Origin of the sequence: Comamonas brasiliensis, from assembly GCF_018292285.1 — a bacterium.
GTDB lineage: Bacteria > Pseudomonadota > Gammaproteobacteria > Burkholderiales > Burkholderiaceae_C > Comamonas > Comamonas brasiliensis.
In genome coordinates this window covers 1174443-1189379 of record NZ_JAANES010000001.1, presented here as the reverse complement: position 1 = coordinate 1189379, position 14937 = coordinate 1174443, and the positions used below count along the sequence as shown (strand labels likewise).

At 61.2% G+C, this 14937-nt stretch carries 11 protein-coding genes; 6 read left to right on the top strand and 5 right to left on the bottom strand.

Annotated elements, in window-relative coordinates:
* Window positions 1–7 precede the first annotated feature (7 nt).
* Window positions 8–1693, bottom strand: coding sequence for a dihydrolipoyllysine-residue acetyltransferase (gene aceF / locus DJFAAGMI_RS05315; protein WP_211456215.1), 1686 nt, complete (start codon window positions 1691–1693; stop codon window positions 8–10).
* 18 nt (window positions 1694–1711) lie between these two features.
* A complete protein-coding gene (gene aceE, locus DJFAAGMI_RS05310; protein ID WP_003055351.1) occupies window positions 1712–4426 on the bottom strand; it encodes a pyruvate dehydrogenase (acetyl-transferring), homodimeric type in 2715 nt (904 codons plus the stop codon).
* Window positions 4427–4735: 309 nt separating this feature from the next.
* Here aceE and DJFAAGMI_RS05305 point away from each other — a divergent pair, with 309 nt between their 5' ends.
* The 5 genes from DJFAAGMI_RS05305 (at window position 4736) to DJFAAGMI_RS05285 (ending at window position 12123) form a co-directional block, all read left to right on the top strand.
* A complete protein-coding gene (locus DJFAAGMI_RS05305) occupies window positions 4736–7303 on the top strand; it encodes a PAS domain-containing sensor histidine kinase (protein ID WP_211456214.1) in 2568 nt (855 codons plus the stop codon).
* On the top strand, window positions 7300–7953 hold the full coding sequence (locus DJFAAGMI_RS05300) for a response regulator transcription factor (protein ID WP_003055354.1): 654 nt from the start codon (window positions 7300–7302) through the stop codon (window positions 7951–7953). Before DJFAAGMI_RS05305 ends, DJFAAGMI_RS05300 begins: the two co-directional genes overlap by 4 nt.
* Before the next feature lie 148 nt (window positions 7954–8101).
* Window positions 8102–8956 carry a bifunctional methylenetetrahydrofolate dehydrogenase/methenyltetrahydrofolate cyclohydrolase FolD gene (folD, locus tag DJFAAGMI_RS05295; RefSeq protein WP_211456213.1) on the top strand — a complete coding sequence of 285 codons (855 nt, stop codon included), beginning with the start codon at window positions 8102–8104 and terminating at the stop codon, window positions 8954–8956.
* Window positions 8957–9153: 197 nt separating this feature from the next.
* On the top strand, window positions 9154–11205 hold the full coding sequence (locus tag DJFAAGMI_RS05290; RefSeq protein ID WP_211456212.1) for a M3 family metallopeptidase: 2052 nt from the start codon (window positions 9154–9156) through the stop codon (window positions 11203–11205).
* 219 nt (window positions 11206–11424) lie between these two features.
* Window positions 11425–12123 carry a glutaredoxin family protein gene (locus DJFAAGMI_RS05285; RefSeq protein ID WP_249333817.1) on the top strand — a complete coding sequence of 233 codons (699 nt, stop codon included), beginning with the start codon at window positions 11425–11427 and terminating at the stop codon, window positions 12121–12123.
* Between the two features lie 119 nt (window positions 12124–12242).
* Here the strand turns inward: DJFAAGMI_RS05285 and rpiA are convergent, their stop codons facing one another.
* Complete coding sequence (gene rpiA, locus DJFAAGMI_RS05280) at window positions 12243–12941, bottom strand: ribose-5-phosphate isomerase RpiA (protein ID WP_211456210.1); 699 nt, start codon at window positions 12939–12941, stop codon at window positions 12243–12245.
* A gap of 34 nt (window positions 12942–12975) precedes the next feature.
* Here rpiA and DJFAAGMI_RS05275 point away from each other — a divergent pair, with 34 nt between their 5' ends.
* Window positions 12976–14034 carry a quinone-dependent dihydroorotate dehydrogenase gene (locus tag DJFAAGMI_RS05275; RefSeq protein WP_211456209.1) on the top strand — a complete coding sequence of 353 codons (1059 nt, stop codon included), beginning with the start codon at window positions 12976–12978 and terminating at the stop codon, window positions 14032–14034.
* Window positions 14035–14138: 104 nt separating this feature from the next.
* On the opposite strand, the gene DJFAAGMI_RS05270 is transcribed toward DJFAAGMI_RS05275, so the two are convergent.
* Window positions 14139–14513 (bottom strand): hypothetical protein, encoded by a 375-nt coding sequence (locus DJFAAGMI_RS05270; RefSeq protein ID WP_043007626.1) that lies wholly within the window; start codon window positions 14511–14513, stop codon window positions 14139–14141.
* A gap of 1 nt (window position 14514) precedes the next feature.
* Window positions 14515–14910 (bottom strand): phage holin family protein, encoded by a 396-nt coding sequence (locus tag DJFAAGMI_RS05265; protein ID WP_472924643.1) that lies wholly within the window; start codon window positions 14908–14910, stop codon window positions 14515–14517.
* Window positions 14911–14937 lie beyond the last annotated feature (27 nt).

Genomic DNA, 14937 nt, shown 5'->3' with positions numbered 1-14937 from the left:
CAGCTGTTTAGAGCAGGATGCGGCGATAGTCGGCCAGCACAGCGCCCAGATAGGCGTTGAAGCGTGCAGCGGCTGCACCGTCGATGACGCGGTGGTCGTACGACAGCGACAGAGGCAGCATCAGACGTGGCACGAACTGCTTGCCGTCCCACACGGGCTTCATCGCGCCCTTGGACAGACCCAGGATGGCGACTTCAGGCGCATTGATGATGGGCGTGAAGTTGGTGCCGCCGATGCCGCCCAGAGACGAGATCGAGAAGCAGCCGCCTTGCATGTCCGCAGCGCCCAGCTTGCCGTCGCGGGCCTTCTTGGCCAGCTCGCCCATTTCCTGGCTGATCTGCAGAATGCCCTTCTTGTCGGCGTCCTTGAGCACGGGAACGACCAGGCCGTTCGGCGTGTCGGCGGCAAAACCGATGTTGAAGTACTGCTTGTAGACCAGAGTGTCGCCGTCCAGAGAGGCATTGAACTCGGGGAACTTCTTCAGCGCAGCGACCACGGCCTTGATCACGAAAGCCAGCATCGTCACCTTGACGTCGCTCTTGGCCTTGGCGCTTTCGGCATTGGTCTGCACACGGAAGGCTTCCAGCTCGGTGATGTCAGCCTCGTCATTGTTGGTGACGTGAGGGATGACCACCCAGTTGCGGTGCAGATTGGCACCCGAGATCTTCTTGATGCGCGACAGTTCCTTGCGTTCGACAGCGCCAAACTTGGCGAAGTCGACCTTGGGCCAGGCCAGCACTTCCAGACCGCCGACGTTGCCGCCGGAAGACTTGGGAGCCACAGCCTGCTGAGCCAGGGTCTGCACGGCGCCAGCCATCACCGACTTGGTGAAGGACTGAATGTCTTCCGCCGTGATGCGGCCCTTGTTGCCCGAACCCTTGACTTCTGCCAGAGGCACGCCCAGTTCGCGAGCGAACTTGCGCACCGAAGGCGAGGCATGGGGCAGTTGACCCGAGGGAGCCACGGTGGGGTTGTGGGCCGCAGGTGCTGCCACAGAAGCAGCAGCGGCCACGGGAGCTGCAACCACGGGTGCAGGTGCTGCCGCCACAGGAGCGGCAACCGGTGCAGCCACGGGAGCGGAAGCCTGCACGGGGGCAGCGGCTGCGCCCTGCACTGTCATCTGACCGACGACGTCGCCCACGTTGACGGTATCACCCAGCTTGATGGTCAGCGCCGTGATGGTGCCAGCCGAAGGCGAAGGGATTTCCATCGAGGCCTTGTCGGACTCCACGGTGAACAGCGATTGCTCGGCGGTCACGGTATCACCCACCTTGACGAGCATCTCGATCACGGCCACGTCCTTGAAGTCGCCGATATCGGGGATCTTCAAGTCCACGGTGGAAGATGCTGCAGGAGCGGCGGCCACAGGGGCTGCAGCCACGGGTGCAGGAGCTGCGGCCACGGGTGCAGCAGCCACAGGTGCAGGCGCTGCAGCGGCAGGAGCGGGAGCAGCATCGGCGGTTTCCAGCATCACGACCACGGAGCCTTCCTTGACCTTGTCGCCCAAAGCAACCTTGATTTCCTTGACCACGCCAGCCTGGCTGGAGGGGATTTCCATGGAGGCCTTGTCGGACTCCACGGTAATCAGGGACTGCTCGACCTTGATGGTGTCACCCACCTTGACCAGCACTTCGATCACGCCGACTTCGGAGAAGTCGCCGATATCGGGGACCTTGATTTCTGTCAATGCCATGTTGTCTGTCTCCCCTTCTTAGGCGTGCAGCGGGTTGATCTTGTCGACGTTGATGCCGTACTTCTTGATCGCTTCGGCCACGGTCGTGGCGTTGATCTTGCCTTCATCGGCCAGACCGCGCAGTGCAGCCACCACGATGTAGTGACGGTTGACTTCGAAGTGCTCACGCAGCTTGGCGCGGAAGTCCGAACGGCCGAAACCGTCGGTACCCAGCACCTTGTAGGTACGGCCCTTGGGCATGTAGGGACGGATCTGCTCGGCGTAGGCCTTCATGTAGTCGGTCGACGCAATCACGGGGCCGGGGTGGGCAGCCAGTTGCTGGGACACGAACGGAACCTTGGCGGCTTCCAGAGGGTGCAGCATGTTGAAGCGGTCCACTTCCTGACCTTCGCGGGTCAGTTCGTTGAACGACGGGCAGCTCCAGACATCGGCGGCAACGCCCCAGTCCTTTTCCAGCAGTTCCTGGGCGAAGAAGGATTCGCGCAGGATGGTGCCGGAGCCCAGCAGTTGAACGCGCAGGCCGCTCTCTGGCACCTTCTGGCCAGGCTTGACCATGTACATGCCCTTGAGGATCTGCTCTTCCGTGCCGGCTTCCAGGCCGGGCATGGGGTAGTTTTCGTTCAGCAGCGTGATGTAGTAGAAGATGTTTTCCTGGTTCTGCACCATGCGACGCAGACCGTCCTGCATGATCACAGCCACTTCGTGAGCGAAGGTGGGGTCGTAGGTCACGCAGTTGGGGATGGTGTTGGCCAGGATGTGGCTGTGACCGTCTTCGTGCTGCAGGCCTTCACCATTCAGCGTGGTACGGCCCGAGGTGCCGCCCAGCAGGAAGCCGCGCGCTTGCAGGTCGCCAGCCGCCCAGGCCAGGTCGCCAATGCGCTGGAAGCCGAACATCGAGTAGTACACATAGAACGGGATCATGACCCGGTTGCTATGGCTGTAGCTGGTGGCCGCAGCGATCCAGCTGGACATGCCGCCGGCTTCGTTGATGCCTTCCTGCAGGATCTGGCCGGCCTTGTCCTCGCGGTAGTACATCACCTGGTCCTTGTCGACCGGGGTGTATTGCTGACCGTGGGGGTTGTAGATGCCAACCTGACGGAACAGGCCTTCCATACCGAAGGTACGGGCTTCGTCCACCAGGATGGGCACCACGCGGGGGCCGATGTTCTTGTCGCGCAGCAGCTGCGTCAGGAAACGCACATAAGCCTGGGTCGTGGAGATCTCACGGCCTTCAGGTGTGGGCTCCAGGATGGCCTTGAAGGTGTCCAGCGCAGGAGCGGTGAACTGCTCGTCAGCTTGCTGGCGACGGTGTGGCAGGTAGCCGCCCAGAGCCTTGCGGCGCTCGTGCAGGTACTTCATTTCCGGCGTATCGTCGGCCGGCTTGTAGAAGGGGATGTCGGCGATCTGGCTGTCGGGGATCGGGATGTTGAAGCGGTCGCGGAAGGCCTTGATGTCCTCGTCGCTCAGCTTCTTGGTCTGGTGAACGTTGTTCTTGCCTTCACCGATCTTGCCCATGCCGAAGCCCTTGACGGTCTTGACCAGCAGCACGGTAGGCTGACCCTTGTGGCCGTTGGCAGCGGCAAATGCTGCGTAGACCTTCTGCGAATCATGGCCACCGCGGCGCAGGTTCCAGATTTCGTCGTCGGACATGTGCTCGACCATCTTCAGGGCGCGAGGATCGCGACCGAAGAAATGCTGGCGAACATAGGCACCATCGTTGGCCTTGAAAGCCTGATAGTCGCCGTCGTTGCACTCCATCATGATCTTCTTGAGCACGCCGTCCTTGTCCTTGGCCAGCAGCTCGTCCCAGCCCTTGCCCCACAGCAGCTTGATGACGTTCCAGCCGGCACCGCGGAATTCGCCTTCGAGTTCCTGAATGATCTTGCCGTTACCGCGCACAGGACCGTCCAGGCGCTGCAGATTGCAGTTGATCACGAAGACCAGGTTGTCCAGGTTCTCGCGCGAAGCCAGACCGATGGCGCCCAGGGATTCCACTTCGTCCATTTCACCGTCGCCGCAGAACACCCAGACCTTGCGGTTTTCGGTGTTGGCAATGCCGCGTGCGTGCAGATACTTCAGGAAACGTGCCTGGTAGATGGCCATCAGCGGGCCCAGGCCCATGGACACCGTGGGGAACTGCCAGAAGTCGGGCATCAGCTTAGGGTGGGGGTAGCTCGACAGACCCTTGCCGTCCACTTCCTGGCGGAAGTTCAGCAGCTGCTCTTCGGAGATACGGCCTTCCAGGTAGGCGCGGGCATAGATGCCGGGCGAGACGTGACCCTGGATGTAAAGGCAGTCGCCGCCGTGGTTTTCGTTCTCGGCATGCCAGAAATGGTTGAAGCCGGCCGCAAACATATTGGCCAGCGAAGCGAAGGAGCCGATGTGACCGCCCAGATCACCACCTTCGGGGGGGTGAATACGGTTGGCCTTGACCACCATGGCCATGGCGTTCCAGCGCATGTAGGCACGCAGACGACCTTCGATCTCGAGGTTGCCGGGGCACTTTTCTTCCTGATCGGTCTCGATGGTGTTCACATAGCCGGTATTGGCCGAGAAAGGCATGTCCACGCTGTTCTGGCGAGCGTGTTCAAGCAGATCCTCGATCAGCTTGTGAGCATAGTCCGCACCTTCGCGGTCGATCACCGCGGAGAGGGCATCCATCCACTCGCGCGATTCTTGTTGGTCCAGGCCGGCAGGAAAGCCAGCGCCTTTGGGATCAGTCTGAGCTGTCATTGTGAGTGTCTCCTTCGAGAGGGGGTAGCTTTATCACGAAGCAGTGAGTGCGGCATCACACGGGTGCGGCAAGCGCCACACCGCATAACGCGTGGCACAGCACCTTCGGGTGCTCCCCGGATTAAACCGATTCACTGTGTCGATCGCTGGCGAGTTTCGCACATTTTTTTTGAATTTCAAATTGTGCTTTGTGATTTCACTATATAAAAAAATGTTGCAAATGCACATACAGTGAAGCCTCTATAGATTGTCTTTTACGCGACAGAAATAGTCGCAGATTCCACTGGGTCTCTCCCCTACACTGGAGGCATGCAAACAAGCAATCACGAACGAGAAAAAGAGGACGCAAAAAGCGCGCAATCCGTTGCATCCCCTGTGCGCTGGTGGCGTAGTTGGTGGCGCAGCCTGTCGCCGACCCGGCAGGACCGTTACGCCGCTCTCGCGCCGCTGGCATCCGTGCTGATGTTCATGGCTGCAATCATTGCGTCCTTCTGGTATTTGCGCACGGAAGAGGTGGACCGTGAGCAGGAAGCGCTGCGCCGCGATGTCGAATATGCCCAGCAACGTGTGCGCCTTCGACTGCTGGAGCGCCAGGAGCAGCTGATGCGCATGGCGCGCGACATCGGCACCCGCGAAATGCGCAAGGCCGACTTCGACGGTCGCACCGAAGCGCTGATCAGCCAGTACCCCGAGCTGCAATCCATCACCTGGGTCAACGACAAGCGTCAGGTTTTGTACAGCCAGTCCGCCCCGACAGTGGCCACGGATCAGCTGCGTGCCGTCGGTGAAGGCCTGCATCAGGGCGAAACCCTGCAAGCCTATGAGCAGGCCCGCGAAATGCTGCAGCCCATTTATGTGCAGGAAAGAGCCCAGCCCAACGAGCTGCCTCCACTGCTGCAGCTGCATGTCCCGATCAGCTCCAACAGCCGCTACCAGGGCGAGCTGCTGGCCGAATTTTCGGTGGACAGTCTGCTGCGCTATGGTACACCCACCGAAGTGATGGCGCGTTATGCCATCACCATGCGCGATGCCGACAACCATGTGCTGGCCGGCACGCCGCTAGCACCGCGCAAGACGCCTACCGAGCTGCTGCACTGGCGCGCCATTGCAAATGAATATGAAGTGCCAGTCTCTCCCGTGGGCACGGCGCTGATGATGCGCGCACAGGCCTATCAGACCTCGCTGGGTGTTGTCGGCAGCGGCCTGTTCTGGCTGGTGGGCACCTTGTCGGCCATGACGGCCTGGCTGCTGCTAGCCACTTGGCGCCACACGCGCCGCCGTCAGCGCGCCCAGGAGGCCCTGGTGGCCGAGACCAACTTCCGCCGCGCCATGGAAAATTCCGTGCTGACCGGCATGCGTGCACTGGATCTGCACGGCCGCATCACCTATGTGAACGCGGCCTTCTGCCAGATGACGGGCTGGAGCGAGAAAGATCTGGTCGGCCAGGTTCCACCCTATTCCTACTGGCCTGACAACGACTACGACAATCTGCACTCACAGCTGCGCGAGGAACTGTCGGGCAAGACCATCGTCGGCGGTTTCCAGGTCCGCGTGAAGCGCAAGAACGGCAGCCTGTTCGATGCACGCCTGTATGTGTCGCCGCTGATTGATGCGCATGGACAGCACACGGGCTGGATGTCGTCCATGACGGATATCACAGAGCCCAACCGGATTCGCGAACAGCTGTCTGCCTCTTATGAGCGCTTCACCATCGTGCTGGAGGCGCTGGATGCCTCTGTTTCCGTGGCACCTCTTGGCAGTGCCGAGCTGCTGTTTGCCAACAAGCTGTACCGCCAATGGTTTGGATCGCACACCGAAGGCCATCTGCAACTGGTCGCCCAGGCAGGCAAGCTGCCCATTCGACGCCAGCCCGAGCCAGAGGACGAAGACGCCCTCATGGGCCTGCCCACGGACACGCTGACTGCCGCACGCAGCGGGAATGCTGAAATCTTCGTGCCCAGCCTGAGCAAATGGCTGGAAGTCCGCTCGCGCTATCTGAGCTGGGTGGACGGCCGCCTGGCCCAGATGGTGATTGCCACCGACATCACCCAGCGTCGCCTGGCCGAGGAGCAGGCCGCGGCTCAGGCAGAAAAGGCCCAGACCGCCAGCCGCCTCATCACCATGGGCGAGATGGCGTCCAGCGTGGCGCATGAACTCAACCAGCCTCTGACTGCCATCAGCAACTACAGCTCCGGCATGCTGACACGCCTGGAAAACGGCACGCTGACGCCGGACCAGATGAAGTTTGCGCTGGAAAAGACCGCTCATCAGGCCCAGCGTGCCGGGCAGATCATTCAGCGCATCCGCTCCTTCGTGAAAAAGAGCGAGCCCAATCGCATGCTGGCACAGGTGAACGAGATGGTGAGCGAAGCGCTGGAGCTGGCCGGTATCGAACTGCGCCGCCGCAATGTGCAACTCACCTCTCATATCGCCGAGCGCATGCCGCCGGTAATGGCCGATGCCATCCTCATCGAGCAGGTTCTCATCAATTTGATGAAAAACAGTGCTGAGTCAATTGACATGTCCGACCGCCCGCTGGGCCAGCGCAACGTGGAATTGCGTGTGCGCCCACAGGTCTTTGAAAGCCTGCCGGGCGTGGAGTTCACCGTGGAAGACACAGGCAAGGGCCTGCCGCCGGAAGTGCTGGAACACTTGTTCGAAGCCTTCTTCTCCACCAAGAGCGAGGGCATGGGCATAGGCCTGAATCTTTGCCGCTCGATCGTTGAATCACATCAGGGTCGAATGCATGCCGAGAACCTCTACAATGGAAGCGAGGTCACTGGTTGCCGGTTCTCGTTCTGGCTACCGTTGGCAACGGGTGTGGAGACGACAACACTCACCACGACAAGCGAACCCATAAAGAGGACGATTGCATGAGTTTGATTCCCAAAAAAGGCACTGTTTACGTAGTTGACGACGACGAAGCAGTCCGTGATTCGCTGCAATGGCTGCTGGAAGGCAAGGACTACCGCGTGCGTTGCTTTGACTCCGCCGAGACCTTTTTGTCGCGCTACGACCCGCGCGAAGTGGCGTGTTTGATCGTCGACATCCGCATGGGCGGCATGACCGGCCTTGAACTGCAGGACCGCCTGATCGAGCGCAAGTCGCCTCTGCCCATCGTCTTCATCACCGGTCACGGCGATGTGCCCATGGCCGTGAACACCATGAAGAAAGGCGCACTGGACTTCATCCAGAAGCCTTTCAACGAAGAAGAGCTGCTGGGTCTGGTCGAGCGCATGCTGGATCACGCCCGTGAAGCCTTTACCGGTCACCAGCAAGCCGCCAGCCGCGATGCGCTGCTGGCCAAGCTCACGGGCCGCGAAGCCCAGGTGCTCGAGCGCATTGTCGCCGGCCGTCTGAACAAGCAGATTGCCGACGATCTGGGCATCTCCATCAAGACCGTGGAAGCCCACCGCGCCAACATCATGGAAAAGCTCAACGCCAACACCGTGGCCGATCTGCTCAAGATCGCACTGGGCCAGGGTCAGACCAGCGCTGCGGCCAAGGCGGCGGCTGCCGTCAATTAAGTGCTCCCCGCGAAATTGGAAGCCATTCCAATCGCGAGATAATCCAGGGAGCACTGGCCAGGCCTCGCGCTTTAGCCAACTCCTATTTTGATAGCTGCTAGTGCTTGTATATCAAGGACTAGCAGCATTTTTTATTGGTACTCCAGCAATGACAGCCCAACTCATCGACGGCAAAGCCCTCTCCGAACAACTGCGCAAGGAAGTCGCCACACGCGCGGCAGCGCTCAAGGTCAAGGGCATCACGCCCGGCCTGGCGGTGATTCTGGTGGGAGACAACCAGGCTTCCCAGGTTTATGTGCGCAACAAGGTCAAGGCCTGCGAAGACGTGGGCTTCCACTCTGTGCTGGAAAAGTACGATGCCTCCATGACCGAAGCCGAACTGCTGGCACGTGTCGAAGCGCTGAACAACGACCCGAGCATTCACGGCATCCTGGTGCAGCTGCCACTGCCCAAGCACATCGACGACCACAAGGTCATCGAAACCATCTCCCCCGCCAAGGATGTGGATGGCTTCCACGTGGCCAGCGCCGGCGCGCTGATGGTCGGCGAAGTCGGCTTCAAGGCCTGCACGCCCTATGGCTGCATGAAGATGCTGGAATCCATCGGCATGAAGGATCTGCGCGGCAAGCACGCGGTGGTCATCGGCCGCTCCAACATCGTGGGCAAGCCCATGGCCATGATGCTGCTGGCCGCCAACGCCACTGTCACCGTTACCCATAGCGGCACCGCCGATCTGGGCGCCATGACTCGCCAGGCCGACATCATCGTCGCAGCCGTGGGCAAGGTCGACGTGCTGACCGCCGACATGGTCAAGCCCGATGCCGTGGTCATCGATGTGGGCATGAACCGCAACGCCGAAGGCAAGCTCTGCGGCGATGTGGACTTCAACGGCGTCAAGGAAGTGGCGGGCTACATCACCCCTGTGCCCGGTGGTGTCGGCCCCATGACGATTACCATGCTGCTGGTCAACACCATGGAATCGGCAGAGCGCGCCGCAGGCTGATCCTTCAGAGGCGCTTCGCGACCTACCCCTCTCAGGCGCCGAGCGCCCGAGAGGGCGACGGCTTCGTCTGGTCGCCACGCGTGTTCGCGCCCCAGGCGCAGGCGCGCTTCTGACCACAGGCTGACGCTATGAAGGCGATAGCAATAAATACCCTGAGAGCGCTTGATTTTCCCGACCTTGCCGGCACCTAATACAGCATGAGCAATCCACTTCTCGAATCCTCCTCCCTGCCCTTGTTTGACCGCATTCAGCCTGCGGATGTGGCACCCGCCATCGACACTTTGCTGGCCCGTGCCAGCGAGGCGCTGGAGACCGTGGTTGCACCGGATTTCCCCGCACAGTGGGAAGCCATCTCTGCCGTGCTGGACGTGGCGACCGAAAAGCTGGGCACAGCCTGGTCGGCCATCAATCACCTCAACAGCGTGGCCGACACGCCCGAGTTGCGCGCTGCCTATAACGAAGCCCTGCCCAAGGTCACCGAGTTCTGGACCAATCTGGGTGCCGACGAACGCCTGTACGCCAAGTACAAGGCCATAGCCCCGGCCAGCCTCAACAAGGAGCAGCGCGCCGCCTGGGACCATGCCATGCGCGGCTTTGTGCTCTCGGGTGCCGAACTGCAGGGCGTAGCCAAGGAACGCTTTGCGCAGATTCAGGCGCGCTCGGCCGAGCTGGCCCAGAAATTCAGCGAGAACGCGCTGGACGCCACCGATGCCTTTGCCTACTACGCCAGGATTGACGAGCTGGACGGCGTTCCGGCCGATGTGATCGCCGCGGCCAAGGCTGGCGCCGAAGCCGATGGCAAGGAAGGCTACAAGCTGACGCTGAAGATGCCTAGCTATCTGCCGGTGATGCAGTTTGCCAAGAGCAGCGCGCTGCGCGAGAAGATCTATCAGGCTTATGTGACCCGGGCCTCCGACCAGGCCGAGGGCGACGGCAAGCGCTTTGACAACACCGCCGTGATGAAGGAAATTCTCGCCCTGCGCCTGGAAGAATCCCAACTGCTGGGCTACAAGAACTTCGGCGAGGTATCGGTCGTGCCCAAGATGGCCGATTCGCCCCAGCAGGTCATAGACTTTCTGCGCGATCTGGCGCAACGTGCCCGCCCCTATGCCGAAAAGGACGTTGCCGATCTGCGCGCCTTTGCCCAGACCGATCTCGGCATTGCCGACCCCAAGCCCTGGGACTGGGCCTTCATCGGCGAAAAGCTCAAGGAAGCCCGCTATTCCTTCAGCGAGCAGGAGCTCAAGCAGTATTTTCCGGCACCCAAGGTGCTGGCCGGCCTGTTCAAGATTGTCGAGACCCTGTTCGAAGTCTCCATCCACCGCGATGAAGCCCCGGTCTGGAACCCCTGCGTGGAGTTCTACCGCATCGAGCGCTCCAGCGCACAAGGCCCTCAGCTGGTCGGCCAGTTCTATCTGGACCCGCAGGCACGCAAGGGCAAGCGTGGCGGCGCCTGGATGGACGATGTGCGCACGCGTTGGCTGCGCCCCGACACACATCAGCTGCAAACGCCTGTGGCCCATCTGGTCTGCAATTTCGCGTCCGGCGTGGACGGCAAGCCCGCGCTGCTCACGCACGATGACGTGATCACCCTGTTCCACGAAACCGGCCACGGACTGCACCACATGCTCACGCAGGTCAACGAACGCGATGTCTCGGGCATCGCCGGCGTGGAGTGGGATGCCGTCGAACTGCCGAGCCAGTTCATGGAAAACTTCTGCTGGGAATGGGATGTGCTCAAGCACATGACCGCCCATGTGGACACGGGCGAGGCCCTGCCCCGCGGGCTGTACGACAAGATGATTGCGGCCAAGAACTTCCAGTCCGGCATGCAGACCCTGCGCCAGATCGAATTCGCGCTGTTCGACATGTTGCTGCACACCGAGCACAACCCGGCAGACGACTTCATGGCGCTGCTGAACCAAGTGCGCACCGAGGTGTCCGTGCTGCAATCGCCAGCCTACAACCGTATGGCCCACACCTTCAGCCACATCTTTGCCGGCGGCTATGCTGCTGGCTACTACAGCTACAAATGGGCAGAGGTCCTGAGCGCAGACGCTTATGCGGCTTTCGAAGAAACCGTGCTGGCCGACGGCTCACCCAACCCCGAGACCGGCCGCAAGTACCGCGAGTCGATTCTGGAAGCCGGTGGCAGCCGCCCTGCCATGGAGTCCTTCAAGGCCTTCCGTGGCCGCGAGCCACAGATTGACGCCCTGCTGCGCCACCAAGGCATGAGCCAGGCCGCCTGAGTCTTGCACGGCCTCCCAAAAAGCGCCCTTCCAGGGCGCTTTTTCATGCCGGCGACTGCAAGCAGAAGGCCTAGACTGACACTGGCTGACTTGCGCACCGGGACCAGATCAAGACAGACCGGAGCCTGGCTGCAGACAGACCTTCATGCAGGCTATGCTCTGCCCATTGGCGCTCGCGCCCTCAGACCTCCTCATTGCACTTCATTGATCAAGATTGAGATGCCACGATCTTTCATTGCCCGGCCTTCTGCCGAGAAACCGACGTCCCGCAGCACACTGCTGCTGACGACGCTTGTAGCCACCTTTGCCGCATTGGCGAGCGGAGTCAGCCCGGCTCAGAATCTCTACCGCAGCGTGGGTCCCGACGGGCGGGTCACCTATTCCGACCGGGCCATCAGCCCCAACGCCAAGCCCAGCACCGAAGCCGTGAGCAGCGCCGATGGTTCTGCGTCTTCGGCCAACGCACAACTGCCCTACGAGCTGCGCCAGACTGCCAACCGCTACCCCGTCACGATCTATACGGGCAAGGACTGCGAGCCCTGCGACGAGGCCCGGTCTCATCTGCAAAACCGCGGCATCCCGTTCAGTGAACGCAGCATAGACACCAGCAGCGATGTGGCGGCGCTCAAAAAGCTCAGCGGGCAGGACAGCCTGCCCTTTGCCACCATCGGCAACCAACACCTCAAGGGTTTTGGCGCCGACAGCTGGGACCAGTACCTGAGCGCTGCCGGTTACCCCAAGCAGCCTCAGTTGCCGAAGAACTACAAAGCCCCCGCAGCCAAGCCCCTGACCGTGCCAGCACCAGCCGTAACCGAAGCAGCCAAGCCTGCAGAGCGTCCCGCAGCACGCATCACGACACCCGCAGTCCCTGCCCCTGGTGCCCCTACGCCTGACAACCCCGCTGGTCTGCGCTTCTAGGACTCATAAATTTCGAATGAAATCAGGCTCTAACGCTTACCCATAAATCGTTAGCAGCTATCAATTTCATAAAAAAGCCACCTGCGCAAGCAGGTGGCTTTCCGGCAGCGACTGACTGCTCAGTATTCCAGCGTCTGCACGCCTTGAGCGGTTCCCAGCAGGCACACCGCAGCCTTCTGGTGCGCAAACACGCCGACGGTCACCACACCTGGCCACTGGTTGACTTCGGACTCGAGGGCCAGCGGCTCGGCGATCTTCAGGCCGCGGACATCCAGAATATGCTGGCCGTTGTCGGTCACCAGCGGCGCACCATCCTTCATGCGAATTTGCGCCGTCACGTCAGCGCCCATGGCTTCAAAGCGACGGGCGATCTGGGCAGCCGCCATGGGAATGACTTCCACAGGCAGCGGAAAATTACCCAGCACCGGAACGCGCTTGGACTCATCTGCAATGCAGACAAAACGCTGAGCCAGCGCCGCCACGATCTTCTCGCGCGTCAACGCCGCACCACCGCCCTTGACCATATGGCCCTTGCCATCGATCTCGTCGGCACCGTCGATATAGACAGCCAGACTGGTGACTTCATTGGCATCGAACACCTTGATGCCCAGGGCCTTCAGGCGCTCGGTACTGGCCACGGAGCTGGAGACGGCGCCAGGAATCTGATCCTTGATAGTGGCCAGTGCATCAATGAATTTGTTGACCGTGGAGCCTGTGCCCACGCCCACAATTTCACCGGCGACCACATATTTCAGGGCAGCTTGTCCGACCAAAGTTTTCAGTTCATCTTGAGAAAGAGGTGCAGCAGATGTCGTCATGAGGGAAAATCCAGGTAATCCTGCGATTATCTCCATGTCTCTTATTCCTTACTCACTGACGCGTCCTATTCTTTTCGGCATGGACCCCGAAGCAGCCCACGACCTCACCATGAATCTCATGGCCAAGGGTCAAAATACCTTGTTGCAGAAAGCCTGGGCGCGCCCTCTGATCAGCGACCCCATCGAGCTGGCGGGCCTCAAGTTCCCGAACCGCGTCGGCATGGCCGCCGGCCTGGACAAGAATGCACGCTGCATCGATGCGCTGGCCGCCATGGGTTTCGGCTTTGTGGAAGTGGGCACCGTCACGCCCCGCCCCCAGCCCGGCAACCCCAAGCCCCGCATGTTCCGCATTCCGGAAAAGAACGCGCTGATCAACCGCCTGGGCTTCAACAACGAAGGCCTGGATGCGTTCCTGGCCAATGTGCGTCGCTCCCAAGTGCGCGCAAAAGCAGGAAACAATGGCGGTGCCATGCTGCTGGGCCTGAACATCGGCAAGAACGCCACAACCCCCATCGAAGAGGCCACCAGCGACTACATCAAGGCGCTGGACGGCGTGTACCCTCATGCCGACTATGTGACCGTCAACATCAGCTCGCCCAACACCAAGAATCTGCGTGCACTGCAGAGCGACGAGGCGCTGGATGCGCTGCTGGGTGCCGTCGCCAATCGCCGCGAACAGCTTTCCAGCCAGCATGGCAAGCGCACGCCGGTGTTCGTGAAGATCGCTCCCGACCTCGATGAGGAACAAGTCGGTGTGATCGCAGCGACGCTGGAGCGCCACGGCATGGATGGCGTAATTGCCACCAACACCACCATCAGCCGCGACGCCGTCAAGGGTCTGCAGCACGCTGAAGAAACCGGCGGCCTGTCTGGCGCGCCCGTGCTCGAAGCCAGCAACCAGATCATTCGCCAGCTGCGTTCAGCCCTTGGCAGCCGCTTCCCAATCATCGGCGTGGGCGGCATCCTGAGCGGTGCTGACGCCGTGAGCAAGATCCGCGCGGGCGCCGATGTGGTGCAGATCTACAGCGGCCTGATCTATCGCGGCCCTGACCTGGTCACCGAAGCAGCCCAGGCCATCGCCCATATGCACTGAAATTTCACTGCAGTTGCACTGAGCCTGAGGCCTGGCCTGCTGGCCGCGCCAAAAGGAAACAGCCCGTCTGGCATAGACCAGACGGGCTGTTTTTTCAGGACTGTTCAGCCGCGCGTACGTTGCTGCAGCTTGAGGATCCAGGGCAGCGCAGCACTGCCCCAGCGAATCAGCTTGCCCGGCCCCAGGACCATGAGCAAGCCTCCCGCTGCGGCCGTTGCCAGCGGATGCAGGCGCACGAACGACAACAGGCGCTCTGGCAAGGGAGCATCCGCGTCCACATGCGGCGCCTCTGACCTGCGCAAGGCAAGCGTCTGAGCCTTGGCAGCAGCTCTGGCCTTGATGCGTGCACGCTGCTTGGCAATGCGCAAGAGCACCAGTTTTTGCTCGGCGGTCGCTTCATTCCAAAGCAGAGCATCCATGCCTGCAGGCTTGGCGGGCTCCAACTCTGCAGATCGCGAGTCGGGAGAGACGCTATTCATGCTAAATCTTCTCCTTCAGCGCTTGCCAGTCTGACCTGAGCTCGCGCCGTGTCAGCCTGAAGGGACTGGACAGTTGCCTGACGGCAGCCATCAGACGCCACAACCCCAGGCCCCAGATCAAAACCCAGCCGCCGACCAGCAGCCACGCCACCAGTTGGCGATGCTCGCTGTCCCAGAACTGCACGATCACAGCCATGGACAGGACAATGAGCACCACCACGGTGAGTGCGCCCAGCACAATCGCCAGCACCGCCAGCGCTTGCATGCTGCGCTTGTGCTGCTGCCATTCAAGCTGCGCAAGATCAACCCGGTCTTCGGCAGCAATCGCTGCCTCGTTCAGGTTGGCGCGCCATCGCTCCATCAGGGAATCAAGACCTAGTAGTGAAATCAGATTCACAGGCACTTGTCCTTATGCAACTCGGCA

Excerpts from the sequence above, each read along its gene's own strand:
- aceF (WP_211456215.1), bottom strand. The coding sequence starts at position 1,693 with ATGGCATTGACAGAAATCAAGGTCCCCGATATCGGCGACTTCTCCGAA.
- aceE (WP_003055351.1), bottom strand. The coding sequence starts at position 4,426 with ATGACAGCTCAGACTGATCCCAAAGGCGCTGGCTTTCCTGCCGGCCTG.
- DJFAAGMI_RS05305 (WP_211456214.1), top strand. The coding sequence starts at position 4,736 with ATGCAAACAAGCAATCACGAACGAGAAAAAGAGGACGCAAAAAGCGCG.
- DJFAAGMI_RS05300 (WP_003055354.1), top strand. The coding sequence starts at position 7,300 with ATGAGTTTGATTCCCAAAAAAGGCACTGTTTACGTAGTTGACGACGAC.
- folD (WP_211456213.1), top strand. The coding sequence starts at position 8,102 with ATGACAGCCCAACTCATCGACGGCAAAGCCCTCTCCGAACAACTGCGC.
- DJFAAGMI_RS05290 (WP_211456212.1), top strand. The coding sequence starts at position 9,154 with ATGAGCAATCCACTTCTCGAATCCTCCTCCCTGCCCTTGTTTGACCGC.
- DJFAAGMI_RS05285 (WP_249333817.1), top strand. The coding sequence starts at position 11,425 with ATGCCACGATCTTTCATTGCCCGGCCTTCTGCCGAGAAACCGACGTCC.
- rpiA (WP_211456210.1), bottom strand. The coding sequence starts at position 12,941 with ATGACGACATCTGCTGCACCTCTTTCTCAAGATGAACTGAAAACTTTG.
- DJFAAGMI_RS05275 (WP_211456209.1), top strand. The coding sequence starts at position 12,976 with ATGTCTCTTATTCCTTACTCACTGACGCGTCCTATTCTTTTCGGCATG.
- DJFAAGMI_RS05270 (WP_043007626.1), bottom strand. The coding sequence starts at position 14,513 with ATGAATAGCGTCTCTCCCGACTCGCGATCTGCAGAGTTGGAGCCCGCC.